At 71.3% G+C, this 25260-nt stretch carries 25 protein-coding genes, 1 tRNA gene and 1 pseudogene; 10 read left to right on the forward strand and 17 right to left on the reverse strand.

What is annotated here, in order from left to right; all coding sequences use genetic code 11:
• Positions 1-46 precede the first annotated feature (46 nt).
• The 3 genes from ACFWWR_RS44325 to ACFWWR_RS44335 form a co-directional block, all read right to left on the reverse strand.
• A complete protein-coding gene (locus tag ACFWWR_RS44325) occupies positions 47-778 on the reverse strand; it encodes an NDP-sugar synthase (protein ID WP_383870544.1) in 732 nt (243 codons plus the stop codon).
• Positions 779-870: 92 nt separating this feature from the next.
• A complete protein-coding gene (locus tag ACFWWR_RS44330; RefSeq protein WP_383870547.1) occupies positions 871-1323 on the reverse strand; it encodes a hypothetical protein in 453 nt (150 codons plus the stop codon).
• A gap of 217 nt (positions 1324-1540) precedes the next feature.
• The gene (locus ACFWWR_RS44335; RefSeq protein ID WP_383870549.1) at positions 1541-2677 is read right to left on the reverse strand and encodes an ABC transporter ATP-binding protein; all 1137 of its coding nucleotides are present in this window, start codon (positions 2675-2677) and stop codon (positions 1541-1543) included.
• Between the two features lie 244 nt (positions 2678-2921).
• On the opposite strand from ACFWWR_RS44335, the gene ACFWWR_RS44340 reads away from it, so the two are divergent.
• Positions 2922-2995: transfer RNA gene (locus ACFWWR_RS44340), tRNA-Thr, on the forward strand.
• Between the two features lie 47 nt (positions 2996-3042).
• Here the strand turns inward: ACFWWR_RS44340 and ACFWWR_RS44345 are convergent.
• The 5 genes from ACFWWR_RS44345 to ACFWWR_RS44365 all read right to left on the reverse strand — a co-directional run bounded on the left by ACFWWR_RS44345 (position 3043) and on the right by ACFWWR_RS44365 (position 8366).
• The gene (locus tag ACFWWR_RS44345; RefSeq protein WP_384309966.1) at positions 3043-3522 is read right to left on the reverse strand and encodes a GNAT family N-acetyltransferase; all 480 of its coding nucleotides are present in this window, start codon (positions 3520-3522) and stop codon (positions 3043-3045) included.
• A gap of 9 nt (positions 3523-3531) precedes the next feature.
• The gene (locus ACFWWR_RS44350) at positions 3532-4419 is read right to left on the reverse strand and encodes an aminoglycoside phosphotransferase family protein (protein WP_383870554.1); all 888 of its coding nucleotides are present in this window, start codon (positions 4417-4419) and stop codon (positions 3532-3534) included.
• Positions 4420-4577: 158 nt separating this feature from the next.
• The gene (locus tag ACFWWR_RS44355) at positions 4578-6116 is read right to left on the reverse strand and encodes an MFS transporter (RefSeq protein WP_384309968.1); all 1539 of its coding nucleotides are present in this window, start codon (positions 6114-6116) and stop codon (positions 4578-4580) included.
• Positions 6113-7093: a zinc-binding dehydrogenase gene (locus ACFWWR_RS44360; RefSeq protein WP_384309970.1), complete on the reverse strand. Its 981-nt coding sequence runs from the start codon at positions 7091-7093 to the stop codon at positions 6113-6115. Before ACFWWR_RS44360 ends, ACFWWR_RS44355 begins: the two co-directional genes overlap by 4 nt.
• Positions 7094-7205: 112 nt before the next feature.
• Positions 7206-8366, reverse strand: coding sequence for an NAD(P)-binding protein (locus ACFWWR_RS44365; RefSeq protein ID WP_384309973.1), 1161 nt, complete (start codon positions 8364-8366; stop codon positions 7206-7208).
• Positions 8367-8486: 120 nt separating this feature from the next.
• Between ACFWWR_RS44365 and ACFWWR_RS44370 the strand changes: the two genes are divergently transcribed.
• Complete coding sequence (locus tag ACFWWR_RS44370; RefSeq protein WP_383870565.1) at positions 8487-9182, forward strand: pentapeptide repeat-containing protein; 696 nt, start codon at positions 8487-8489, stop codon at positions 9180-9182.
• Between the two features lie 49 nt (positions 9183-9231).
• Here ACFWWR_RS44370 and ACFWWR_RS44375 read toward each other — a convergent pair whose 3' ends face one another.
• Positions 9232-9729, reverse strand: coding sequence for a hypothetical protein (locus ACFWWR_RS44375; protein ID WP_383870568.1), 498 nt, complete (start codon positions 9727-9729; stop codon positions 9232-9234).
• Positions 9730-9770: 41 nt separating this feature from the next.
• On the opposite strand from ACFWWR_RS44375, the gene ACFWWR_RS44380 reads away from it, so the two are divergent.
• Positions 9771-11183 (forward strand): M1 family metallopeptidase, encoded by a 1413-nt coding sequence (locus tag ACFWWR_RS44380; protein ID WP_384309976.1) that lies wholly within the window; start codon positions 9771-9773, stop codon positions 11181-11183.
• A gap of 14 nt (positions 11184-11197) precedes the next feature.
• Here ACFWWR_RS44380 and ACFWWR_RS44385 read toward each other — a convergent pair whose 3' ends face one another.
• Complete coding sequence (locus tag ACFWWR_RS44385) at positions 11198-12121, reverse strand: alpha/beta fold hydrolase (RefSeq protein ID WP_383870572.1); 924 nt, start codon at positions 12119-12121, stop codon at positions 11198-11200.
• 122 nt (positions 12122-12243) lie between these two features.
• Between ACFWWR_RS44385 and ACFWWR_RS44390 the strand changes: the two genes are divergently transcribed.
• Positions 12244-12852: a TetR/AcrR family transcriptional regulator gene (locus tag ACFWWR_RS44390; RefSeq protein ID WP_383870575.1), complete on the forward strand. Its 609-nt coding sequence runs from the start codon at positions 12244-12246 to the stop codon at positions 12850-12852.
• Here ACFWWR_RS44390 and ACFWWR_RS44395 read toward each other — a convergent pair.
• Positions 12849-13788: pseudogene (locus ACFWWR_RS44395) on the reverse strand (GNAT family N-acetyltransferase). The gene ACFWWR_RS44390 and the pseudogene ACFWWR_RS44395 overlap by 4 nt on opposite strands.
• A gap of 123 nt (positions 13789-13911) precedes the next feature.
• Positions 13912-14487, reverse strand: coding sequence for a TerD family protein (locus tag ACFWWR_RS44400; protein ID WP_383870577.1), 576 nt, complete (start codon positions 14485-14487; stop codon positions 13912-13914).
• A 166-nt stretch (positions 14488-14653) separates the two neighbouring features.
• Here ACFWWR_RS44400 and arfB point away from each other — a divergent pair, with 166 nt between their 5' ends.
• Positions 14654-15091, forward strand: a complete 438-nt coding sequence (arfB, locus tag ACFWWR_RS44405) for an alternative ribosome rescue aminoacyl-tRNA hydrolase ArfB (protein ID WP_383870580.1) — start codon at positions 14654-14656, stop codon at positions 15089-15091.
• Positions 15092-15106: 15 nt separating this feature from the next.
• Here arfB and ACFWWR_RS44410 read toward each other — a convergent pair whose 3' ends face one another.
• Together ACFWWR_RS44410 and ACFWWR_RS44415 are read right to left on the reverse strand one after the other, a co-directional pair.
• Positions 15107-15580: a GNAT family N-acetyltransferase gene (locus tag ACFWWR_RS44410; protein ID WP_383870582.1), complete on the reverse strand. Its 474-nt coding sequence runs from the start codon at positions 15578-15580 to the stop codon at positions 15107-15109.
• 49 nt (positions 15581-15629) lie between these two features.
• Positions 15630-16214, reverse strand: a complete 585-nt coding sequence (locus ACFWWR_RS44415; protein WP_383870585.1) for a flavin reductase family protein — start codon at positions 16212-16214, stop codon at positions 15630-15632.
• Between the two features lie 338 nt (positions 16215-16552).
• Between ACFWWR_RS44415 and cdgB the strand changes: the two genes are divergently transcribed.
• Together cdgB and ACFWWR_RS44425 are read left to right on the forward strand one after the other, a co-directional pair.
• Entirely contained in the window at positions 16553-18205 is a 1653-nt protein-coding gene (gene cdgB / locus ACFWWR_RS44420) for a diguanylate cyclase CdgB (protein ID WP_383870588.1), read from the forward strand.
• A gap of 120 nt (positions 18206-18325) precedes the next feature.
• On the forward strand, positions 18326-19273 hold the full coding sequence (locus ACFWWR_RS44425) for a CBM35 domain-containing protein (protein ID WP_383870591.1): 948 nt from the start codon (positions 18326-18328) through the stop codon (positions 19271-19273).
• Positions 19274-19276: 3 nt separating this feature from the next.
• Here ACFWWR_RS44425 and ACFWWR_RS44430 read toward each other — a convergent pair whose 3' ends face one another.
• The 3 genes from ACFWWR_RS44430 to ACFWWR_RS44440 form a co-directional block, all read right to left on the reverse strand.
• The gene (locus ACFWWR_RS44430) at positions 19277-20206 is read right to left on the reverse strand and encodes a 1-phosphofructokinase family hexose kinase (RefSeq protein WP_383870594.1); all 930 of its coding nucleotides are present in this window, start codon (positions 20204-20206) and stop codon (positions 19277-19279) included.
• A gap of 131 nt (positions 20207-20337) precedes the next feature.
• Entirely contained in the window at positions 20338-21525 is a 1188-nt protein-coding gene (nagA, locus tag ACFWWR_RS44435) for an N-acetylglucosamine-6-phosphate deacetylase (RefSeq protein ID WP_383870597.1), read from the reverse strand.
• Positions 21525-22466, reverse strand: coding sequence for an ROK family protein (locus tag ACFWWR_RS44440; RefSeq protein ID WP_383870599.1), 942 nt, complete (start codon positions 22464-22466; stop codon positions 21525-21527). The genes nagA and ACFWWR_RS44440 overlap by 1 nt, the downstream gene beginning before the upstream one ends.
• Positions 22467-22582: 116 nt before the next feature.
• Here ACFWWR_RS44440 and ACFWWR_RS44445 point away from each other — a divergent pair, with 116 nt between their 5' ends.
• The 3 genes from ACFWWR_RS44445 (at position 22583) to otsB (ending at position 25172) form a co-directional block, all read left to right on the forward strand.
• Positions 22583-23854 carry an ABC transporter substrate-binding protein gene (locus ACFWWR_RS44445; protein WP_383870602.1) on the forward strand — a complete coding sequence of 424 codons (1272 nt, stop codon included), beginning with the start codon at positions 22583-22585 and terminating at the stop codon, positions 23852-23854.
• 66 nt (positions 23855-23920) lie between these two features.
• Positions 23921-24157 (forward strand): DUF3263 domain-containing protein, encoded by a 237-nt coding sequence (locus ACFWWR_RS44450; RefSeq protein ID WP_383870605.1) that lies wholly within the window; start codon positions 23921-23923, stop codon positions 24155-24157.
• Between the two features lie 139 nt (positions 24158-24296).
• Entirely contained in the window at positions 24297-25172 is an 876-nt protein-coding gene (otsB, locus tag ACFWWR_RS44455; RefSeq protein WP_383870608.1) for a trehalose-phosphatase, read from the forward strand.
• Positions 25173-25260 lie beyond the last annotated feature (88 nt).

The raw sequence follows: 25260 nt of genomic DNA on the forward strand, positions 1-25260 counted from the left end.
CTTCAGAAGTGCGGGGCCCCCGTCGTCGTACGGGCCCGGACGGCCTCTAGCGCCCCAGCGCGGCCAGTTCCTTGGCCGCCTCCGTCAGATCCTTCGCCGTGTCGATGGCACGCCAATACGAACCCTGCGGAATCGGGAAGCCGGCCAACCGCCGCTCACGGGCGAGGTGGGGAAACGTCGTGCGCTCATGGTCGCCGCGTTCGGGCAGCAGCCCGGCGAACTCCGGTGAGAAGACGTAGACGCCCGCATTGATCTCGTACGTCGTCGGAGGGGACTCGATGAAGTCCGTCACGCGCCCGAAGCCGTCCGTCGCCACCGCGCCCCACGGGATGCGTGGGCGGGCCAGCGCGAGGGTCGCCACCGCGTCGCGCTCGGTGTGGAAGTCCGCCATGTCGCGCAGCGAGAAGCGGGTCCAGATGTCGCCGTTGGTGGCGTACCAGGCCCGGTCCGGGTGGGGGAGATGGGCGGCGGCGTACTTCAGGCCGCCGCCGCGGCCGAGCGGCTCCGTCTCGACGACCGTCGTGACGTTCACCGGGAGATCGGCGCTCTCCAGCCACTTCTGCAGGACGTCGGCGAGGTGGCCGCAGCTGACCACCACGTCCGTCACGCCCTCCTCCGCCAGCCAGACAAGCTGATGGCCGATGATCGGAGTCCCCGTGCCGGGGATCTCGACCATCGGCTTGGGCCGGTCGTCGGTGTAGGGACGCAGCCGGGAGCCCTGGCCGCCGGCCAGAATGACGGCTTGAGCAGGGCGGGACGCGGCGTTCGGATCGGTCATGACCGAACTGTACGTGGCGTCCCGCCCGCGGCCGGGGCCTGCAACCGTTCCTTAATCAGCCGTTACCACCATCCCCCCCGGTTGGTCCGCGATCAGCTGTACGCCGCCGCGACGCCCGTCGCGAAGGAGGTGTCACAGACCGGGCGGGCGTACGACTGCGCACGCGTGGGCCCGTACACACGGACCGCGGCACGGCCCAGGGCACGCGCGATGGAGACACAGTGCTTCGCCAGCGACGGACGGCCGTTGACCGCCTCCTGGAGGTGCGTGAGCGCGACGCCCGGGTTCTTCTCCTGGAGTTCGGTCAGGAGCTGGTCGCGCAACACGTCCTGCGGAGTACGGGCCGCGGGCGCCTTGGCGTCCGACAGCGTGGCGTCCGACGCGGTGAGCACCGAGTTCGAGGAATTCCCCGACCAGTTGACTCGGGTGACCGCGAGGGTCCCGGAGAGCACCAGGACGACGGGCAGTACGAGGGCGAGGGTGCGGCCGATCCGGCGGGCGGGGCCCTGGCCGCGTCGCGTCTGTTGGTTAGTGGAGTGCTTCACGCGTGTGAGGGTAGCGCGGGGTGATGATTTGGCGACATTTAGTCACCGGTTCGGGGGATGAACTGGTGACTTCTTCTGGGTGCCGCGTTGACGCACACTGCTCGAAATGGCCGGTTTGCCGGGGTGGTTGGCCACAGCGAAGAGGGCCCCGCAGCAGGCTGCGGGGCCCTCTTCGTCAACGCGGGTGAATTTGCCCGGGTCGGTCGCTCTTTCCGCCTCAGTCGGTGAGGCGCTCGCCCGTGGAGGTCGAGAACACGTGGATCTCGCCCGGCCGCGGCACGACGTGCAGCGTGGCGCCCTTGTCCGGGACCGCGCGGCCGCTGACGCGGACGACCAGGTCCTTGAGGTCGTCGTCGACCTTCGCGCTGCCGTAGACGTAACCGTCGGCGCCGAGCTCCTCGACGACGTTCACGGAGACCGCGAGACCGGCCGGGGCGTCCTCGGTGTCCTTCGACAGGGCCGAGGCGGCGGCGCCGTCGTGCTCGACGATGTCGAAGTGCTCGGGGCGGACGCCGACGGTGACCGTGCGGTCACCCTTGTCGGAGGCGGCCTTCAGGGCGTCACGGCTGACCGGGACGACGCTGTTGCCGAACTTCACGCCGCCGTCGGTGATCGGGACCTCGACGAGGTTCATCGCGGGAGAGCCGATGAAGCCGGCGACGAAGAGGTTGGCGGGCCGGTCGTACATGTTGCGCGGCGAGTCGACCTGCTGGAGCAGACCGTCCTTCAGCACGGCCACCCGGTCGCCCATCGTCATGGCCTCGACCTGGTCGTGGGTGACGTAGACGGTGGTGATGCCGAGGCGGCGCTGCAGCGACGCGATCTGCGTACGCGTGGACACACGGAGCTTGGCGTCCAGGTTGGACAGCGGCTCGTCCATGAGGAACACCTGCGGCTCACGCACGATGGCGCGACCCATGGCGACACGCTGACGCTGACCACCGGAGAGGGCCTTCGGCTTGCGGTCCAGGTACTCGGTGAGGTCGAGGATCTTCGCGGCCTCCTCGACCTTCTTCCGGATCTCCTGCTTGTTGACGCCGGCGATCTTGAGCGCGAAGCCCATGTTGTCGGCGACCGACATGTGCGGGTACAGCGCGTAGTTCTGGAACACCATGGCGATGTCCCGGTCCTTCGGCGGCAGGTGCGTGACGTCGCGGTCGCCGATGCGGATGGCGCCGCCGTTCACGTCCTCGAGCCCCGCGAGCATGCGGAGCGAGGTGGACTTGCCGCAACCGGACGGACCGACAAGGACGAGGAACTCGCCGTCCTCGATGTCGATCTCGAGAGCGTCGACGGCGGGCTTGGTGGAACCCGGGTAGATCCGGGTCGCCTTGTCGAACGAGACAGTGGCCATGGTGAAGGGCCCCCTTCTACCGGCAGGAACGTGCCGGACGATCCGTTGTAGGAAGGTGGTGAGCCGCCCCGGACCAGGTCCGGGGTGGTGTAGTCCACGCGTGTGAACTGGGTCAGGACGGTACCTGGCGTTAACGTCATCTGTCAGTACCCGGGCGAGTGTGAACTTCGCCGAAATTTTCGAGAGGGGCACCCTGTGGCCTGGGTACACTGCACGGGCACGTCATCACGTCACACGCGTGCAGGCCTCCTTAGCTCAGTTGGCCAGAGCAACGCACTTGTAATGCGTAGGTCGTCGGTTCGAATCCGACAGGGGGCTCTCGGCAAGGAAAAGCCCAGGTCAGTCGGTATCTGACCTGGGCTTCCTCATGCCCGCGTCCCGAGCTCCGTCAGTGCTCCGTCCGTCAGGCGGTACACCGTCCACTCGTCCTGGGGACGCGCGCCCAGTGCCTCGTAGAAGGCGATGGACGGGGTGTTCCAGTTCAGGACGGACCACTCCAGGCGCTCGTAGCCGCGCTCGACGCAGATCCGGGCCAGTTCGGTGAGCAGGGCCTTGCCGTGGCCGGCGCCTCGGGCGGTGGGGCGGACGTAGAGGTCCTCCAGGTAGATGCCGTGGACGCCGCGCCAGGTGGAGAAGTTCAGGAACCACAGGGCGAAGCCGACGGGCTCGCCGGTGGTGTCGTCGGTGGCGATGTGGGCGTAGGCGGCCGGGCGTTCGCCGAAGAGGGTCTCGTGGAGTTGTTCCGGGGTCGCCTTCGCCTCGTGCGGGGCCTTCTCGTACTCGGCCAGTTCGCGGACGAGGGTGTGGATGACCGGAATGTCGGCGGGAGTCGCGGTGCGGATCATGCCCGGAGGCTAGCTCCCGCCGTTCCTCAGGCGCCTGGCGATTTCCAGTTGCCGGGGCTCCGGCGGGCGGCCGTCCTCGACGTCCCAGAGCGCGTTCTGGAGGAGGCGGCCCAGTGTCCAGGCACGTGCGCGTGCGCGGTCCAGGCCGAGTACGTCGGTCATGGCGTCGAAGCGCCAGCGGATCTCGTCGGCGTCGAAGCGGTTGTCGAGGGCCGGCCAGAGTTCGAAGCCGGGGTCGCCGGCGAGCGGTTTGGGGTCGATGGCGAGCCAGGGGGCGCGGTCACAGGCGAGGACGTTCTCGTCGTGGAGGTCCCAGTGCAGAAGGCGGTCTCCGGGGTCGTCCACCACTTCGCGTACGGCGGCCGCGCAGTTGGTGACCAGGCGGCGGGTGTCCGGGTCCGGGATGCGGTCCAGGGCCGATCGGGTCCGGTCGAGCATGGCCTGGGCGATGTCGCCGAGGCGGCGTATGCCCTCGGGGGCGCGCACGGAGGTGAGGTGGGCCAGCAGATGGGCGATGACCAGGACGGCCTCGCGGGTGTCGCCCAGGTGGGACAGCATGCGGGTGGGGTCGAGGCGTTCGAGGAGCATGGTGCCGGTCGTCTCGTCGTGGTCGAGGAGCCGTACGGCCCGGTCGCCGTCCCAGACGCGCAGGGCGACGGGCTCGCCCTCGCTCTCCTCGTCGACGAGCTGCAGCTTCAGGACGGCCGGCGTGGCGTCCGAACGGACGACCGGCAGCACCAGTGCGGTGACTCCGTGCATCGGCCGTCCGTCGACGGTCAGTTCCCAGCGTTCCAGGAACTCGGCCGTCAGTTCCGGCAGACGGGCGATGAAAGCGCGGCCCGCCTCTCCGTTGAACTCCTCCTGCGATGCGGCCAGCGCCTCCGGAATGTCGATCACGTTTCCGGACCCTACTCGGGTGCGTGCATCGCCTCATGCGAATTGACCGGGGCGTCCACAGGGTGTGGACATACGTCCGCTGTGCCCCCGGCGCCTGTGTCCGGCTGATGGGGTGGCGGGGCGGCACCAGGTCACCCGGCCGAGGTGACTGCGGTTGTTCAGGCCACCGATTCCGGCACCGCCGCACCCTCCGGGACACTGCGTTTCGGGGGTTTCGCCGTCACCATCAGGCCTGCGATCAGGCCGGCCAGGAGCATGATGCCGGCGGCCCACCAGATGGCGACCGTGTAGCCGTGGACGACGGCTTCCCTGGCCGTCCGGGCCCGGTCGCCGGAACCGGCGAGGTGGGCGGTGACGTAGGCGGTGCTGCTGGTGGTGGCGATGGTGTTGAGGAGGGCCGTGCCGATGGAACCGCCGACCTGTTGTGAGGTGTTGAGGGTCGCCGAGGTGACACCGGAGTCCTGCGGGGCGACGCCCGCGGTGGCGGTGGAGAAGACCGGCATGAAGGTCAGGCCCATGCCGAGGCCCATGAGGATCAGGGCGGGGAGGATGTCGGTGACGTACTCGCTGTCCACCGTCATCCGGGTGAGGAGCACCATGCCGGACGAGGCGAGGAGCATGCCGGGGACCATGAGCATGCGGGGCGGTACGCGGTTGATGAGGCGGGCCGAGATCTGGGTGGAGCCGGTGATGATCGAGGCGGTGAGGGGGAGGAAGGCGAGGCCCGTCTGCACCGGGGAGTAGGCGAGGACGACCTGCAGGTAGTACGTCATGAAGAGGAACAGGCCGAACATGCCGACGACGGCGAGGCCCATGGTCAGAAAGCATCCGGCGCGGTTGCGGTCCTTGATGACGTGGAGGGGGAGCAGGGGCTTGGGGGCCCGGGTCTGCCACCACACGAACGTGGCGAGGAGGACGACGCCCGCCGCGAAGAGCCCGAGGACCAAGGGGTCGGTCCAGCCCCGGGGTTCGGCCTCGCTGAAGCCGTAGACGATCGCGAGCAGGCCGCCGCAGCCCAGGAGTACGCCGGGGATGTCGAGGCGGGCGCCGGTGTGGCCGGGGCGGTCGTGGAGGAGGACGAGGGCGCCGAAGACGGCGACGGCGGCGATGGGGACGTTGACGTAGAGGCACCAGCGCCAGTTCAGGTACTCGGTGAGCAGGCCGCCGACGATGAATCCGATGGCGGCGCCGCTGCCGGCGAGGGCGCCGTAGATCCCGAAGGCCTTCCCGCGTTCCCTGGGGTCGGTGAAGGTGGTGGTGAGCAGGGAGAGGGCGGAGGGGGCGAGTACGGCGGCGAAGACGCCCTGGAGGGCGCGGGCGCCGAAGAGCATGGCGGAGCCGGTGGCGGCGCCGCCGAGTGCGGAGGCGGCGGCGAAGCCGACGAGGCCGATGACGAAGGCGCGTTTGCGGCCGATCAGGTCGGCGATGCGGCCGCCGAGCAGGAGGAGGCCGCCGAAGGCGAGCGTGTAGGCGGTGATGACCCATTGCCGGTCACCGTCGGAGATGCCCAGGTCGTGCTGTGCGGAGGGGAGCGCGATGTTCACGATGGTCGCGTCGAGTACGACCATCAGCTGCGCGAGGGCGATGATCACCAGGCCCCACCAGCGGCGCGGGTCGGCCTCGGGAGCACCGGTAGGGGTGACGCTCACCTGGTCAGGAGACCATGGATCGGGGTCTGCCGCATCCGCGGACGTCATGGCTCCAGCACCACCTTTCCGGTCGTGGCTCGGGTCTCCAGGGCCCGGTGCGCGGCGGCTGCTTCGGCGAGGGGGAAGCGCTGTACGGCGGGGGTGAGGCGGCCCTCGGCGGCCTGGGTGAGGGCGCGCAGTTCGAGGGTGCGTACGGGGTTGGGGCCGCCGGCCTTCTGCATCATCGCGGGGCCGAGGACCTGCTCGGACACGCCCTCCACGAGGTAGGGCCCGCCGTCGTGGATGCCTTCTCCGGACCAGCCGAAGACGATGTGCCTGCCGCCGGGGCCGAGCAGGCCGACGGCCTCGCGGGCCACATCGCCGCCGACGCCGTCGAAGAGGACGGTCGCGGTACCTCCGCCCAGGTAGGCGCGGACCTTGTCCGGCCAGGACGGGTCCTTGTAGTCGACGGCGAGGTCGGCGCCGTTCGTCTGCACGCGGGCGACCTTGTCCGGGCCGCCGGCCAGACCGATGACGGTGGCGCCGGCGTGCTTGGCGTACTGGACGAGGAGGGTGCCGATGCCTCCTGCGGCGGCCGGGATCACGGCGACGGAGTCGGGGCCGAGCTCGGCGAACTGCAGGATCCCCATGGTCGTCCGGCCCGTGCCGATCATGGCGACGGCCTGGGCGAAGTCCAGGTTCGCGGGGATCTCGTGGACGCGTTCGACCTCGGTGACGGCGAGTTCGGCGTAACCGCCGGGGGCGAATCCCAGGTGGGCGACCACGCGCTTGCCGAGCCACAGGCCGGCGACGCCCTCGCCGAGGGCCTCGACGACGCCGGCGACCTCGCGGCCGGGGATCGTGGGCAGGCTGGGCAGCGCGGGGAGGGGTCCCTGCATGCCCTCGCGCAGGGCGGTGTCCAGGAGGTGGACCCCGGCCGCCGCCACGGCGATACGGACCTGGCCGGGGGCGGGCCGGGGGTCGTCGGTCTCCTCGTAGGTGAGGTGGTCGGCCGGGCCGAAGGCGTGCAGGCGGATGGCGTGCATGTGGGGTCCCCCATCGGTGATCGGTGATCGGTGATCGGTGATCGGTGATCGGTGGCTCGTGCTGTCCTGCTGTCGTGCCGTCGTGCTGTCGGCAGGGCCCCACTCTTCAACCTCAAGCATGCTTGAGGTCAAGGGTGTTCCGGCCGAGGGCGAGGGAGACGGCGGTCAGGGCGCTGTTGAAGGAGACCTCGGACAGGACGCCGGGGGCGGCGACCTGGTCGCCCGCCAGGTAGACGCCGTCGCCTCGGTGGACGGCGGGCCGGTCGCGCCAGCTCGTGCCCGGCAGGTCGACGGCGCCGGTACGGCCGTTCGCGACGGCCGCGCGGCGCCAGGTGACGCGCCCGCGCCAGCCCTCGAAGGCGAGGTCGAGGAGCTGCTCGGCGCGGGCGACGCCGTCGGCCTTCGTCTCGTGCGGGGCGATCGGGATCTGCCCCTGGACGAGCTGCTCGCCGGCGGGGGCGAGGGAGCGGTCCTGGGCGGTGAAGCGTTCGAGCCAGCCGGGGGAGTCGAGGTCGGAGACGGCGAAGGCGTCGCCGCGCCGGGTGCGTACGGCGAGGTCGACGAGAGTGGTACGGCCGCCGGTCCAGGTCAGGGAGTCGTCGCCGAGGAGTCGGCGGGCGGCGTCCAGGGAGGTGGCGACGACGACGGGCGTGTCGGTGGGGAGGGTGTCGATCCGGGAGGACGTCTCCATCCTGACTCCCAGATTCCAGGCCCGGGCGGCCATCCGGTCGATGACACTGGCCCAGCCGCCGCGCGGGTACTGGGCCTCGGGCGGGAGCTTGGTGGCGCGGCGCAGGCGTTCCTGCACGAAGGCCGCGGACAGGGAGCCGGGATCGTGGTGGAAGAGGGCGACGGCCGAGTAGTGCGCGGCGGCGCGGGCGCCCTCCTCACCGGCCAGTTCGGTCGCCCAGGTCATGAAGTCGACGTCGACGGGCGCCTGTCGGACGCCGGGGCGCAGCAGCTTGAGCATCGCGAATGGCGGCGTGCGGCGCAGTACGCCCTTGTGGCGCAACCGCAGCCGGGCCGCTTCCAGGGGCGGGATCGGCGCGAGCGGGCCGATGAGGTCGCGCTGCTTGAGCCAGGCCCAGTGCGGGCCGCCGCTGTAGAGGGCGTGCGGTCCCTCGTTCGTCCGGTACGGCCCCTCGGCGGTCCGCGCCCGCCCGCCGAGGGTGTGGTGGGCTTCGTGGACGGTCACCTTGGCGCCCGCCTCGGCGGCGGTGAGGGCGGCGGTGAGTCCGGCGAAGCCGCCGCCGATGACGGTGATGCGGTGCATGGTTCGGGTCTCCTTCGGTCGGTTCTGTGGATACGACCGATTCAGGGCCCCTGAATGTGACATCGCCGGTGTTTGCGCAGGTCGGGGGGATTGTCAGTGGCGGGGTGCAGCATGGGGGGCATGGCGAGGAGAGCGGTGGACGGGACGGGTCGGGCCGGCGGGACGGGGGTGAAGGCGGCGCGGCGCCCGGAGGTGCGGCTGCCTCCACTGGAGCCGTACGGCGGTGGAGGGCTGGAGCCGGACGGGGACTACGACGGGCTGGAGTTCGTGGCGGCGGACTTCGCCGGGCAGGACGGACGGGGCGCCCGCTTCATGGACTGCGCGCTGACGGGGTGCGCGCTGGACGAGACCCGGCTGCACCACGCCCGCTTCCTGGACTCGGTTCTCACCGGCATCCGGGGTGTGGGCACCGACCTGGCCGAGTCGACCCTGCGGGACGTCGAGCTGGTCGACGCCCGGCTCGGCGGCACGCAGATGCACGGAGCCGTCCTGGAGCGCGTCCTGATCCGCGGCGGCAAGATCGACTACCTGAACCTGCGCACGGCCCGCCTCAAGGACGTCGTCTTCCAGGGCTGTGTCCTGGTCGAGCCGGACTTCGGGGGAGCCCGGCTGGAGCGGGTCGAGTTCGTGGACTGCGAACTGAAGGGGGCGGATCTCACCGCGGCCACGCTGAAGGACGTCGACCTGCGCGGGGCCGCTTCGCTGGAGATCGCGCGGGGCGTGGACCGGTTGGCGGGGGCGGTGATCAGTCCGGCGCAACTGCTGGATCTGGCACCGGTGTTGGCGGCCGAGATGGGGGTCCGGGTGGAGGGGTGACGGGTGCCCCAGCCCGCCGTGGGGGGAGGGAGGAGGGGGACGAGGCGGTTCAGGCCCTGGGGAAGCGCGCCTGCAGGGTCCAGATCGCCGGGTTCTCGCCCAGGTCGTCGTGCAGGTCGATCAGGTCGGCGATCAGGTCGTGCAGGAAGTCCCGGGCCTCCTTGCGGAGTTCGGCGTGGGAGAAGCTCAGCGGGGGCTCCTCGGTCGGCATCCAGTCGGCCTCGATGTCCACCCAGCCGAAGCGGCGCTCGAAGAGCATGCGGTCGGTGGACTCGGTGAAGTCGAGTTCCGCGCGCTGCGGGCGGGCGGCGCGGGAGCCGGCCGGGTCGCGGTCGATCTGCTCGACGATGTCGCACAGGGCCCACGCGAAGTCGAGCACCGGCACCCATCCCCAGGCTGTGGACAGCTCCCGGTCCGCCTTGGTGTCGGCGAGGTAGACGTCCCCGCAGAACAGGTCGTGGCGCAGGGTGTGGACGTCCGCGCGGCGGTAGTCGGTCTGCGGGGGGTCAGGGAAGCGGTTGGAGAGGGCGTAGCCGATGTCGAGCACGTACGAGATGGTGCCACGCGCGTCCTCGTAGGATCACCGGCGTGTCCCGATCCGCACCCGTTGTCCCGGCCTGTACGTGCCTTCTTCTCGCCCTCGCCCTCACCCTGATCGCGTGCGGTGGCGGGGGAGCGCCGGGCGACCCGGGCGGGCGCGGTGCGGGCGACCCGTACTTCCCGAAGGCGGGCAACGGCGGATACGACGTCACGCACTACGACCTGGACCTCGCCTACGAGCCCGACACCGGCCACCTCACCGGCACGGCGACGATCAGCGCCCGCGCCACCCAGGACCTCTCCGCCTTCGACCTCGACCTCCAGTCGCTCGACGTCGGCGGGGTCACCGTGGACGGCGAGGACGCCCGCTGGGACCGCGCCGGGCAGGAGCTGACCGTGCGCCCGCGCGGAGGGCTCGGCGAGGACGAGGGCTTCCGCGTGACCGTCCGCTACTCCGGCACCCCCGTGACGATCACGGACCCCGACGGCTCCGAGGAGGGCTGGCTGCGCACCGCGGACGGGGCGCTCGCCCTCGGGGAGCCGACGGGTTCGATGGCGTGGTTCCCCGGCAACCACCACCCCTCGGACAAGGCGTCGTACGAGGTCACGGTGACCGTGCCGGAGGGGCTGCGGGCCGTGTCCAACGGCGAGCTGGTGGGGCAGCGGACCACCGGGGGCCGTACGGCGTTCACCTGGCGCACCGCCGAGCCCATGGCGAGCCACGCCGCCACGGTCGCCGTCGGTGACTACGACGTCCGCCGCTCCGCCACCGCCGACGGCCTGCCCGTGTACGTCGCCGTCGACCCGAGCCTGGCCGGGGCGAGCCGCAAGGTGCTGGACGGGCTCCCCGAGATCATGGAGTGGGCCACGGACACCTTCGGGCCGTACCCCTTCTCGTCCACCGGAGCGATCGTCGACCGCGACGGCGACGCCGGCTACGCCCTGGAGACCCAGAACCGGCCCGTCTTCCCCGGCGTCCCCAGCACCGCGCTCCTCGTCCACGAACTCGCCCACCAGTGGTACGGCAACTCGGTCACGCCGAAGACCTGGCAGGACATGTGGCTCAACGAGGGCTTCGCGACCTACGCGGAGTGGCTGTGGCAGGAGGAGCACGGCGGCGACAGCGCCCAGAAGACCTTCGACGCGCTGTACGACCACGGCGAGGAGACCCACGAGGACCTCTGGTCCTTCCCGCCCGCCGAGCCGACGAGTGCCGCGCACCTGTCCGACAGCCCCGTCTACGTGCGCGGCGCGATGGTCCTCCACCGGATCCGTCGGACGGTCGGTGACAGCGCCTTCCGCGCCCTGCTCCGCGGTTGGGCCGCCGCCCACCGGCACGGCAACGCGGACACGGCCGACTTCACGGCGTACGTGGAGAAGCAGGCGCCGGGCAAGGACGTCGACGCGATCTGGGCGGAGTGGCTGTACGGGGAGGGGAAGCCGGCGCCCGTCCAGGACTGAGGCCGGCCTGCGGCTCAGTCGGCGGAGTTCATGAAATCGAGCATCCGGCGGTCGACCTCCTCCGCGTGGTCGATCTGGGGTCCGTGGCCGGTGTCGGAGATGATCTCCGCCCGGGCGCCGGGGATCAGACGGGGGACGCGCTCCACCTGCCGTTCCGGGTGCACGAGCAGGCTGCGCCGGCCGAGCACCAGGTAGAGCGGGGTGCGGATGGTGGACAGTTCGTCCTCGGACAGGGGGAGGGGGGCGGGCCGGCGTATGCGGTAGGCGCGGACGGCGGTCCTGATCATCGTGCGCAGCTCCGGCACGATGAGAACCGGCTGCTCCAGCCAGGCCGCGAGGCGTGGGCGCAGTGCCTTGGGCGCGAAGGTCGCGAAGAGGCCGGCGAAGATCCAGACGAAGAAGCGCAGTCCCACCTTCTCCAGGCCGCCCGGGTCGAGCAGCGTGACCGAGGCGAGGCGGTCGGGCCTGCGGTGCGCCTGGTTCAGGGCGAGCCAGCCGCCGTAGGAGGAGCCGACGAGGTGGACGCGGTCGAGGCCGAGCCCGTCGAGGGTCTCGTCCAGCCACTGGGCGGCGTGTGCGGGCTGGTGGATGGGTTCGCGCTGCACGCTGCGTCCGGGGTCGCCCGGGGTGTCGATCGCGTAGACGGGGCGGTCGGCGCTGAGGTCGCGGGTGTTCGGGTACCACATGGCGGAGCAGGAGCCCGCTCCGTGGAGCAGGACGACGGGGGTGCGGGAGCGGGCCGCGGGGTCGGTGGGGCCGTAGCGGTAGACGTGGGTGGTGCCGAACGAGGTCTCCACGTCCTGTTCCGCGAGCGCGGGCGCCCCGAGTGCGTAGAGGGCGTCGCAGGCCGCGAAGTGGCGGTCGCGCCAGGCGTCGCTGACATAGCGGCCGACGTCGGGCCGGTTGCGGGCAGCGGTGTCGGCAGCGGTGTCGGGCACGGGGCACCTCCGGGGTCCGAGGGACTTTGTGATACGAACGTACCATGATGGTGGTACCGCTGTATCATCAACGGGCCCGGCAGGGCGTGTACCAGCAAGGACGACGAGCGGAGAAACGGCCGATGCCCAAGCGCGTGGACCATGCGGAACGGCGTACCGAGATCGCCGAGGCGCTCGTCCGGGTCGCCGGGCGGCGCGGGCTGCACGCCGTCGGGATGCGGGACGTGGCGGCCGAGGCGGGGGTGTCCCTCAGGCTGGTGCAGTACTACTTCGAGACCAAGGAGAAACTGCTGCTCTTCGGGCTGCGGCACTTGGCGGAGCGGTTCGGCGAGCGGGTCGCCGCCCGGCTGCGGGACGCCGGGGACAGCCCCGGACCGCGTGCGCGCATTGAGGCGTTGCTGTCGGCGGCGCTGCCGGTGGACGAGGAGAGCCGCACCTTCCACCACGTCTTCACCTCGTACGCCGTGCTCGCCGTGAGCGACCCAGCGCTCGCCGCCCAGCCCTTCATCAAGGACCCCGACGCCGCCGAGGACGCCGTGGCCGCGCTCCTCGGCGAGGCGCGGGAGGCGGGCCTGCTGCGGACCGGCGTGGACCCGCGGCCGACGGCGGCCGGGCTGCTCGCCATGTCCGCGGGGCTCGGCACGGGCATCCTGGTCGGGCAGCGCAGCGCGGAGTCGGCGGCCGAGGTGCTGGAACACCACCTGGACGGAATCTTCCAGAAGCGCGGCTAACCCAACTCGTCCAGCAGTCGCGCGAGCTGCGGCGGCCACACCGGCTCCGGGGCCTTCGCGAGCTCCGCACGGGTCCACCAGCGCCAGGCGAGGATGCCCTCCTCAACCCGTAGCGTGGTCAGGTCGGGACCGGTCGGGGGGCGGTGGGGGCCGTGGGTGACGTAGATGTGGTCGTGCTGGCGGACCGGGATGCCGGCGCGGCGGAAGTCGTGCTCCCAGGTGCACAGCAGGGGGCCCGGTTCGAGGTCCGTCCAGCCGGTCTCCTCGGCGAGTTCGCGCAGGGCGCCCTCGCGGAGGGTCTCACCGGGCTCCAGGCCGCCGCCGGGGAGCGCCCAGTGCTTGCCGACCTCGTCGTTGTCGTAGCGGAAGAGGAAGACCGAGCCGTCGGGGTCCAGTACGGCGATCCGGGCCGCGAGGCGCGGGAAGCGCAGCGGCTTGCGGGACGGCGCAGGGGCGGCCGGCCCTGCGGTCCGCGCGGTGGTCGATCACCTCGTAGCCGAGGGCCGTCCAGAAGGCGAGGCCCTTCGGGTTGGCGTCGAGGACCGCCAGGCGTACGGCGGTTCGGCCCGCGGCGCGGAACCGGTCCTCGACGAGCGAGGCCAACTGCCGCCCGTGCCCCCGGCGATGGGCGTCCGCCGCCACCATCAGGAAGCCGATCCACGGATCCGGGTCGGCCGGGTCGGGGTGCCGGCCGAGGGTGATCGCGATCCCGACCAGCCGCCCCTCGCTGCGGGCCAGCAGCACCTCCACCCCCGGATCCGCGGCCTCCTCGGCCAGCACGGCCGCCACCTGCTCCGGACGGATGTCGTCCGGGTCCGGGAAGTCACCGCTGAGCGCGTGGAAGTCACGGTTGGCGGCGTACAGCGCGGTGAGTTCGGTGAGCAGGGGGCCCGGGAGGTCGCGGTCGGGCGGGACGGGGAGGGTGGTGAGGATCACGCGGGCAACTTATCGGCCGGCCGGCGCCGGGGTGGCGGGAACGCCTAAGCCGTGGCGGGAACGCCGAAGCCCCCGGCCGTCACGACGGTCGGGGGCTTCGGCGGAGCTGCGGGTGACGTCGGATCAGACGTTCACACCGAAGTCCTGGGCGATGCCCACCAGGCCCGAGGCGTAACCCTGGCCGACCGCGCGGAACTTCCACTCGGCGCCGTTGCGGTAGAGCTCGCCGAAGACCATGGCCGTCTCGGTGGCCGCGTCCTCCGAGAGGTCGTAGCGGGCGATCTCGGCGCCGCCCGCCTCGTTCAGGATGCGGATGTAGGCGTTGCGGACCTGGCCGAAGTTCTGCGAGCGGTTCTCGGCGTCGTAGATCGAGACCGGGAAGACGATCTTCTCGATGTCGGCCGGGAGGCCGGCGAGGTTGACCTTGATCGCCTCGTCGTCGCCCGCGCCCTCACCGGTGCGGTTGTCACCGGTGTGGACGATGGTCTGGTCCGGGGTCTGCTTGTTGTTGAAGAACACGAAGTGGCCGTCCGAGTAGACCTTGCCCTGCGTGTTGACCGCGATCGCGGAGGCGTCGAGGTCGAAGTCCGTGCCGGTGGTGGTGCGGACGTCCCAGCCCAGGCCCACGGTGACGGCGGTCAGGCCCGGAGCCTCCTTGGTAAGCGAGACGTTGCCACCCTTGGACAGGCTTACAGCCATTGTTGGGAGTCCTTCCCTCGTTAGACATACGGCAGCATGAAGCTACAGCTACCGGTATCAACGCGGAGAGGGGTACGCGAGGTTCCAGCTCTCTTTACTTTCTTTACCGAGCCGTTTCCCTGCCGCGCCGATAATCGCGTGACGTGGACCGGACAGCTCGGGGAACATGGACGTCATGTCCGGTCCCCACGTCATCCGCGGCTCCGTCTCGCTCCCCGAGGCCGAGCTCATCTGGCGTTTCTCCCGGTCCTCCGGACCCGGCGGACAGCACGTCAACACCAGCGACACCCAGGTGGAGCTCCGCTTCGACCTCGCCCGCACCGAGGCACTGCCCGAGGTGTGGAAGCAGCGGGCCCTGGCCAAGCTGGCCGGGCGGCTCGTCGACGGCGTCGTCACCGTGCGCGCCTCCGAGCACCGCTCCCAGTGGCGCAACCGCGAGACCGCCGCCGTACGCCTGGCCGCTCTCCTCGCCGAGGCGACGGCCCCGCCGCCCAAGCCGCGCCGGCCCACCCGGATCCCCCGGGGCATCAACGAACGCCGGCTGCGGGAGAAGAAGCAGCGCTCGGACACCAAGCGGGGGAGAACCGGCCGCGACTGGGGATGACCCCGCGGGGCGTCGCTACGACAGCTCCAGCACCCCGACGATCTCCCCCTCGCTCGTCTCCCCGTTGGGACGGAAACCGAGCCCCAGGTAGAAGTTCTCCGGGCCGTGGGGACCGGTGTGCCAGGTGACGTACATCTCCTTGCCGCCCCGGCGGCGGATCTCGGCCGCCACCGACTCCACGGCGAACCGGCCGTAGCCGCGGCCCTGTTCCCCGGCGGCGATGTTCAGTCGCCACAGGCCGGAGCGGAAGAGGGTGCCGTCTTCCTTCCAGTCGATGGCGAAGAAGGCCATGAGGAAGCCGACGGACCGGTCGCCGTCGACGATCAGGCGGGGCCAGGCGACCTCGGCGGGGTGGACATACGCCTCGGCCAGGGACTGCATCACCGGGGACACCGCGAATTCCTGTTCCGGGCGGACCTTGATGCCGGTGGCGGCCTCGAAGTTGCCGGGTGTGATCTCCACGAGGCGCGGCGCGCGAGTCGTCGTCATGCCCGCACCCTAGGCATGCGGCCCAGGGCGAGGCGATCGGATTCCCGGCTCACCCCAACTGCCGGTACCGGCCCCGGAAATACGTCAGCGGGCCGCCGTCCGCGCTCGGTACCGCAGCGGTCAGGACCCGGCCGATCACCAGGACGTGGTCACCGGCCGGCACGCGCTGTTCCGTGCGGCACTCCAGGGTCGCCAGGGCGCCGCCCACCAGCGGAGCGCCGGACGCCTCGCCGCGGACGTACGGGATGTCCTCGAAGAGGAGGCGGTCGCTGATGCGCCCCTTCATGGCGAAGCGGCCTGCGATGTGCCGCTGGCTCTCGGAGAGCACCGACACCGCCCACCGGGGCTGTTCGTCGAGCAGGTCGTCCATGCGGGAGCCCTCGCGCAGGCTGACCAGCACCAGGGGCGGGTCGAGGGAGACCGACATGAACGCCGTCGCCGTCATGCCGACGTCCTCGCCGGTCGGCGCCTGCGGGTCGTCCGGGTCGAGTGACGCCTCCCGCGCGGTCACCAGGACCACGCCGGCGGCCAGCCGGGACAGGGCTGCTCGGAACTCGTCGTTGCTCACCCCCACAGCATGCCCGGCGGCGGGAGCGGCGAGGGTGGCGGACGGGACGAGGGGAGTGTTCGGCACGCCGGGAACGCTAGTCGCCGGTCCGTGCGCGCCGCATCGGGCCTTCGTCCCGGACCGGTCCTAGGACTCGCGGACGAGTTTCCGTGTGTACTGTCTGTGTCCCGTCCGTACGCTCTTCCCCTTCATCCAAAGTATGCGTTCAGTTAACGCACCGGGAAAACACAGAAACTCCACTCAATTGTTCATCTTTCGCTGTGACTTGAGTCACAAGAGGGACTAATTGTTGACCCTGTGTACCGAGTGGGCAGCGCGCTGTGATTCAGTGGCGGGGAAGCTGCCAGGACGATACGCCGATGAGAACCCTTGATTCGCTGCGAGGTCTCGGGGGGAGGGCGAGCATGGAGACCGAGTCGGAGCCTTACGTCCGCCTTGCGTCCCTGCGACAGCTGCACCAGGTCATGGCCGACATGAACACGGCCCGCAGTCTCGCGGACACACTGCAGACCGTGGCCGACGGCGTGGTCCACGCCCTCGGGTACGAGCTGGCGTGCGTGAACCTCGTACGCCCCGACGGTGACCTCGTCGTCGCCGCCTTCGCGGGCAACGCGGCCGCCGAGGCGCTGATCACCGGACGCGTCGGTTCCCGGGACTCCTGGGAGCGCCGGCTGGGCATGGGCGAACACTGGGGCGACCTGGTCTTCATACCGCACACCGAGGGCTGGGTCCTCGACGACGACGACGTCCCGCAGTGGTACACCGACGGGCCCGCGCCCCGCTTCGAGGACGAGTGGCACCCCTCCGACCGGCTCTTCGCTCCCATGTTCACGCCCGGCCCGCCCGGCGGCGTGAGCGGTGAGCTGATCGGCGTACTGTCCGTGGACCGGCCGCGCAACGGCCGCCGTCCGGGCGCGTGGGGGCGCGAAGCGCTCCAGATGTACGCCTTCCAGGCCGCCATCGCGATCAGCAACGCGCGTCTACGTGCCAATATGCAGCGCGCACTGGTCAGGCTCGAAAGAGAGCAGCAGGCCCTGCGCGCCAGCGAGGAAAGCTTCCGCCAGGCCTTCGAGTACGCCCCCTCCGGCATGGCCATCGCCGAGATGGGCGGCGACCAGCACGGCCGGATCCTGCGCACCAACGACGCCCTGTGCCGCCTGCTGGGCCGCCCCGCCTCCGCGATGCGCCGCTACTCCTTCTCCGACCTCGTCCACCCCGAGGACATAGGCACCCTGCTCCGCACCTCCGCCGAGGGCGGACGAGCGGAACTCCGGCTCGGCCGCCGCGACGGCACGTACATCTGGGTCCACCTGCGTAACTCCGTCGTCGCCGACGCGGCCGACGGTCCCCGGTTCCTCCTCACCCACGTCGAGGACATCGAGGAGCGCAAGCGCCGCGAACTGCAGCTCGCCCACCGCGCCTCGCACGACGCGCTCACCGGCCTGCCGAACTCCGCCGAGCTGCGCTCCCGGCTCGCCTCCCGCCTGTGTCGGCGTGCCGACCACGCGAGCGCCCTGGAGCCGGTGGACGCCGCGTACAGCCACCCCGTCTTCGACACGGGCGGCCACGGCTTCGACTTCCGGCCGGGCACCGAGTCGTACGACAACTACGACCACCACGTGCACACCGTCGCCCCTGAGGGTGAACACGACGACGGCACCAAGGGGCTCGCGGTCCTCTTCTGCGACCTGGACGGCTTCAAGTCGATCAACGACCGGTTCGGGCACAACTCCGGTGACGCGGTCCTCATCGAGGTCGCCCGGCGGCTGTCCCGAGGCGTCCGCGACGGCGACACCGTGGCCCGCCTCGGCGGCGACGAGTTCGTCGTGCTGGCCGACGGGCTCGGCCGGGCCGACGCCCAGGACCTCGCCGTACGCCTGCGCAACGAGATCATCCAGCCCATCCGGGTCGACGGACGGGCCATGCGGGTCGGCGCCAGCTTCGGCATCGGCTGGGCGCATTGCGGGATGACGGCGGACGAGGTGTTGAAGTCGGCCGACGAGCGGATGTACGTCGAGAAACGATCGCGTCCCAAACAACACAGACGCGCGGGATGATTGCCAGGTCAGCGAGCTGATGCGATCCGAGTCACCCGTTTAGGCCATCAGGAGCGGGTAGGCTCGCCCTTCTCACCACACCAATCGCATCCGCACCGCACCTGTTGAGGAGACCAAGGGATGACGGCCGGCAACAACGGCGCGAGCACGCCCGAGGACGACGACCCGTTCGGCTATCTCTACGCCGACGGGCAGGCAAACGGCGCCCAGCCGCCCTCTGGTGGCGGTGGCTACGGCTACCCGGGCTCCGTCAACCGGGTGCGGGCGGTCGGTCAGCGTCAGTACGGCCAGCAGGCCCCCGCCGCCGCGACCGCACCGTACGGCCAGGCTCCGCAGCAGGGCGCCCAGGGCCGGCCGAGTACCCACTACGCGGCGCCCGAGACCTTCCCGGGCGGCGCCCCCACCACCCAGCACCCGCAGCCGTCCTACGGCGGTGGCGGCGGCCGGCGTGGTCCCAACACCAAGGGACTGCTGATCGGCGCGATCGCGGTCGTCGCCGCGGTCGTCATCGGCATCGGGGTGGCGATGATGGGCGGCGACGGGGAGAAGAACGAGGCCGGCAACGAGGCGTCGACCTCGCCGACGACTTCGCAGAGCAGCGAGCCGAGCGCGTCGTCCTCGCAGTCGGCGGCCGCCGGCGAGCTCCCGAAGACCGACGCCAAGGCACTGCGTCTGGAGGGCGGCACGAGCCTCGCCTCCGACGTGAAGGGCGCCCAGGCCGAGGGTGGCTTGTACGTGCAGGGCTTCAACCAGGTCGGCGCCAAGGTCACCTGGACCGTCAACGGCATCGAGAAGGCCGGCACCTACCGGCTCTACGTCCGTTACGACATCCCCGGTGTCGATGCCAACGCGACGCTGACGGTCAACGGCAAGGCCAACACGCAGCCGCTGAACATGAAGAACTTCGCCAAGCAGCCCAAGGGCGACTGGGAGAAGGGCTGGCAGACCACCTGGGGTCAGGTCACCCTGAGCAAGGGCACCAACACGATCGAGCTCTCGTGCCAGCAGGGCAACCAGTGCGACGCCTACCTCGATCAGTTCTCCGTGACGGAGAACGTCGATCAGTAGGGTTCACGCCGCGCTGACCTCCCCCGTCACCGTCACCCGCCCCAACAGCTCCTCATAGGCCCCCCGGTCGAACTCCCCCGCCACCGGCGCCAGCACCGTCGCCGCCGACAGGGCGACCGCGCGGGCCAGCCGGTCCGGCCAGGGGAGTTGTTCGACCAGGCCCGACAGCAGGCCCGCGACCGCCGAGTCGCCCGCGCCGGTCGGGTTGCCGTGCACGCGGGCGGGCGGGGTGGCGCGCCAGCGGCCCTCCGGGGTGACGGCGAGCAGGCCCTCGGGGCCCAGAGAAGCGACCACGGACCGGGCGCCGCGTCGGCGGACGTCCTGCGTGGCGCGCAACGGCTCGTGGGAGCCGGTCAGCTCGGCCAGCTCGTCGGCGTTGGGCTTCACGATGTCGGGGCGGGCGGCGACTCCGCGCCGCAGGGCCTCCCCGCTGGTGTCGAGGAGGACGGGGACACCGGCCGCCTTCGCGGTCCGGACGAGCCCCGCGTACGCCCCCACCGGCACACCCGGCGGCAGGCTGCCGCACAGGGCCACCGCGGACGCCGACGGGACGAGATCCTCGTACGCGTCCTGGAAGGCGGACCACTCGGCCGGCGTGACCGTCGGCCCGGGCTCGTTGAGCTGGGTCGTGTCGCCGGTCCCTTCGTCCACGACGGCGATCGTGCGGCGGGTGGCGCCGGCGACCGGGACGAAGGCGTTCGTCACGCCCGGCACCGCGGTGAGTCCGTCCTGTACGACCTGTCCGGTCGCGCCGCCCGCGAAGCCCGTGACCGTCACCTCGTGGCCGAGGGCCGCCAGGACCCGGGCCACGTTCACCCCCTTGCCGCCCGGCCGTTCGGTCAGGGCCGTGACCCGGTGGGAGGCGTGCGGGCGCAGGGAGCCCACGCGATAGGTGATGTCGAGAGCGGTGTTCAGCGTGACCGTGAGGATCACCTGCCTCGACCTCCCCCGAGGAAACCGCAGAACGCGCTTGCTGTCTGTCTGTCCGGAGGGCCGATCATGCCAAACGGACGACGGTCCTCCCAGTTTGACAGGACAACCGCCGCCCCCAACAGACGGACAGATCACCCCAGTTGGGGATCGACCACCCATTCACCCCGGCGCATCACGCCCTTGAGCTCGAAGTCGGCGTCCAGGAGGACCAGGTCGGCGTCCTTGCCGGGCTCCAGGGAGCCGACGGTGTCGTCCATGCCGAGCAGGCGGGCCGGGTTGGCCGAGAGGGCGGCGACGGCGTCCTCGACGTGCAGCCCGTCGATCGTCACCGCCCGCTTGAACGCGCGGTCCAGCGTGAGGGTGGAGCCCGCGATCGAGTCGCCCTCCACCAGGCGGGCCACGCCGTCGGTCACCTCCACCTCCAGCGGGCCGAGCATGTAGCGCCCGTCGCCGAAGCCGGCCGCGTCCATCGCGTCCGTGATGAACGCCACCCGCTTCGCGCCCGCGTGACGGAACGCGAGCTGGAGGGAGGCCGGGTGCAGGTGCGTGCCGTCGTTGATGAGCTCGACGGTGATCCGCTCGTCCTCCAGCAGGGCGGCGATCGGGCCGGGGGTGCGGTGGCCGAGGGCCGGCATCGCGTTGAAGAGGTGGGTGGCGACCGTGGCGCCCGCCTCGATGGCCTCCACCGTCTGCTCGTACGTCGCGTCCGTGTGCCCGATGGCCGCGATCACGCCGTGCTCGGCGAGCAGCCGTACGGAGTCGATGCCGCCGGGCAGCTCGGTGGCGAGAGTCACCATCTTCGCCGTGCCCCGCGCCGCGTCGATCAGCTTGCGGACCTCCGCCGGGTCCGGGTCGCGCAGCAGCTCCTCGGAGTGGGCGCCCTTGCGGCACGGCGAGATGAACGGCCCTTCGAAGTGGATCCCGGCGATCTCTCCCTGCTCGGCCAGCTCGGACAGCAGTCCGGCCCGCTGGGCCAGGAAGTCCATGTCACCGGTGACGGTGGAGGCGACGAGGGTCGTGGTGCCGTGCAGACGGTGGGTGTGGATGCCCTTGAGGATCTCGTCGACCGTCCCGGAGGTGAAGGAGGCTCCGCCGCCGCCGTGGTTGTGGATGTCGACGAAGCCGGGGATCAGCCAGTGGCCGCGTACGTCGATCACCTGGGCGTTCTCCGGGGCAGTGCCGGCGATGCGGGTGCCCTCGACGACCAGGCGGCCGTCCTCGACGGTTCCGGTGGGCAGTACCACCCGGGCGCCGGTGAGTACCTGAGGGCGCGTGGTGGCTGGTCGCGCAGTTCCCCGCGCCCCTGGGGGTGTGGCCATCAGGGGGTTACCTCCGTACGGTCGGTCGATTCGAGGAGGTCCCAGGCCAGCAGCCCGGCACCGAGGCATCCGGCCGTGTCCCCCAGGGCCGCGGGGACGATCGACGGCAGTTTCTGGAAGGTGACCCGCTGCCGTACGGCATCCCGCAACGGTGTGAACAAGGTTTCCCCCGCCTCGGCGAGCCCGCCACCGATGATGAGCGTGCGCGGGTCCAGCAGGGTGAGTGCGGTGACCAGGCCGTCGGCCAGGGCGTCCACGGCGTCCTGCCACACCCGTACGGCGCTCGGGTCGCCGGACGCGACGGCCTTCGCGCAGTCGGCCGCGTCCGCCCCGGGGTCCCCGGTGGCCGCCGCCCAGGCCTCGCTCACCGCCGCCGCGGACGCGTACCGCTCCAGGCAGCCGCGCTGCCCGCACGGACACGGGGTCCCGCCGGGCCGTACGACGATGTGGCCGATCTCGCCCGCGAAGCCGTGGGCGCCCGACTCCACCCGGCCACCGATGCCGATGGCGCCCGCGATGCCGGTGCCGAGGGGGACGAACAGGAAACGGTCGGCCCCCTTGCCCGCGCCGATCCGGCCCTCCGCGAGGCCGCCGGTGCGGACGTCGTGGCCGAGGGCGACCGGAACACCCAGCTTTTCGCCGAGCAGCTCGCGCAGGGGTACGTCACGCCAGCCCAGGTTGGCCGAGTACGCGGCGATGCCCCGGTCCTCGTCCACGATGCCGGGGACGGCGACGCCGGCGGCGGCCGCGGGCTCGCCGAAGTGCTCGATGCCGTACACGCGCAGCTCGGCGGCGAAGTCGAGGATGCCCTCGACCACCGCGTCCGGCCCGCGCTCGCGCCCGGTGGCGCGCCGGGCCTGGTGCAGCAGTTCGCCGTTTGCCCCTGTCAGGGCGGCCTTCATCCCGGTGCCGCCCACATCGAGGGCGATGACGTGTCTCACGGGGACAGTCTGACCCGTGGACCCTCAAGAGGTCTAGTCCACTCGCGTGGTGTAGACCTTATGGAGCTAATATGTATGACCTTTCGAGAGTTTCGATGATCAACGATGTTGGAGCGATGGCAGTGCAGCGGGGTAGGGCGGGAACGATCGCGGCGGTGTCCGCACTGGGCCTGACGGCGGTCCTGGGCGGCTGCGGCCTCACCGGCGACTCCGGCGAGGTGACCCTGAGGCTGGTCGCCGCCGACTACGGCGACAGCACGGCCAACAGCTCCCAGAAGTACTGGGACGCCCTGGTCAAGGAGTACGAGTCGACGCACGACGGCGTGAAGGTCGACGTGACCGTCCACTCCTGGAACGACGTCGACCGCAAGGTCAAGGAACTGGTCGACGCCGGCAAGGCGCCCGACATGGCGCAGATCGGCGCGTACGCCGACTACGCGGACGCGGACCAGCTCTACAAGGCCGACGACCTGGTCTCCATCCCGGTCCAGGCCGACTGGATCTCCCAGCTGTCCAACGCGGGTGAGGTCAACGGCGTCCAGTACGGCCTGCCGTTCGCCGCCTCCACCCGGCTGCTCTTCTACAACAAGACCCTCTTCACCGAGGCCGGTCTCACCCCGCCGACGACCTGGGACGAGCTCGCCGCGGACGCCCAGGCGCTCAAGGCGGAGGGCGTGAAGTACCCGTACGCGCTGCCCCTCGGGCCGGAGGAGGCGCAGGCCGAGACCATGCAGTGGCTGCTCGGCGGTGGCGGCGGTTACACCGACACGCTCGGCACGTACAGCATCGACTCCTCGGAGAACGTCGACACCTTCACCTGGCTCAAGGACGAACTCGTCGGCAAGGGGCTGACCGGTCCGGTCGCGCCCGGGAAGCTCGACCGGGCCGGCGCGTTCGCCGCGTTCGCGAACGGGGACGTCGGCATGCTCAACGGGCACCCCTCGCTGATGAAGATGGCCGAGAAGAAGGGCGTGAGGTTCGGCATGGTGCCGATGCCCGGCGAGGACGGCCAGAACAAGATCTCCATGGGCGTCGCCGACTGGATGACCGCCTTCAAGAAGAACGGGCACGCCGAGCAGATCGGCGACTTCCTCGACTTCGTGTACAGCGAGAAGAACGTCCTCGCCTTCTCCCGGGAGTACGACCTGCTCCCGGTCACCAACTCCGCGTCCGAGGTCATGAGCGCGGCGAAGCAGGACGCCGACCTCAAGCCGTTCCTCGACGAGCTGCCGCTGTCCGAGACGTATCCGGTGGGGGAGACGTCCTGGGCGCAGGTAAGCGCGGCCGTGAAGAAGAACATCGGGCAGGCCGTGGCGTCGGGCGGGAGCCCGTCCGCCGTGCTGAGCCGGCTCCAGACGACGGCCGCCCAGGCGCAGACCGCGCGGTAGCCCAGCGCGCAGTAGCCCACACCGCGCGGTAGTCGACTGTCAGTGCCGGCGGCTAGCGTGCCGGGCATGGACGAGGAGCAGCGGCTGGACCGCCGGGAGCGGGAGATCCTCGCGCTGGAACGGCGTGGCTTCAGCGGGCCCGGCGTGAAGGAGCGGGCGATACGCGAGGAGCTGGGGCTGGCGCCGGTGCGTTACTACCAGCTGCTGAACGCGCTGCTGGACGACGAGCGGGCGCTGGCCTTCGACCCGGTGACGGTGAACCGCCTGCGGCGGGTACGGGACGCGCGGCGGGCCGAGCGGTAGGAGCGCCGCCTCTTCGACCCGGTACCAGGGCTCGGTCGGAGAACAGTGGCCCTCGAACTCCGCCTTCCGGGCGGGCCGCGGGGGGCCGAGCCCTCAGGGGTGCCGTGAGCGCTGAGCCCTTCGTGGATAAGGTCGAGGCATGGGCAGCCACACGGAATCCACGGACCCGAACGTCACTGACCCTCTGCCGACGCCGGCGACCCCGGCAGGGCGGGACGGGCTCGACGCCCTCCTCGCCCGACCGGGCCGCGCGGTGATCGCGCTCGACTTCGACGGGACGCTCGCGCCGATCGTCGCGGATCCCGAGCAGGCCCGGGCGCATCCCGAGGCGGTCCGGGTGCTGGCCGCGCTCGCTCCGAAGGTCGCCGCCGTCGCCGTGGTCACCGGGCGTCCGGCCGCGGTGGCCGTTCGGCACGGCGGCTTCGCCGGGGTGCCCGGTCTCGAACACCTCGTCGTCCTCGGGCATTACGGCGCCGAACGCTGGGACGCCCGTACCGGGACCGTCAGCGCACCCGCCCCGCACCCCGGTGTCGCCGCCGTCCGGGCCGAGTTGCCGGGGGTGCTCGACGAGGCCGGTGTCCGGGAGGGGGCGTGGATCGAGGAGAAGGGGCGCGCGGTCGCCGTACACACTCGCAGGGCCGCCGATCCGCAGGCCGCCTTCGAGGCCCTCCGCACCCCCCTCACCGAGCTGGCCGCCCGCCACGGCCTGATCGTCGAACCCGGTCGGCTCGTCCTCGAGCTCCGCCCGCCCGGCATGGACAAGGGCGTCGCCCTCCTGGAGTACGTCCGGGAGACCGACGCCACGTCGGTGCTCTACGCCGGCGACGACCTCGGCGACCTCCCCGCCTTCGCCGCCGTCGACAAACTCCGCTCCGACGGCACACCGGGCCTGCTGGTCTGCAGCGGCAGCGACGAGGTCACCGAGCTGCGGGAGCGGGCGGATGCGGTCGTCGACGGCCCGGAAGGGGTCGTACGACTACTGCGGGCCCTCGCGGCGCGGATCGGACAGCCCTAGTGACCTGAGTCAGAGATTCGTCGGCAGTAGGCGGCTACTTTGTCGAGGATCTCGTCAGCGGTCTTCGTCCAGACGAAGGGTTTCGGAT

It is taken from the genome of Streptomyces sp. NPDC058678 (genome assembly GCF_042714835.1).
Classification (GTDB): Bacteria; Actinomycetota; Actinomycetes; order Streptomycetales; family Streptomycetaceae; genus Streptomyces.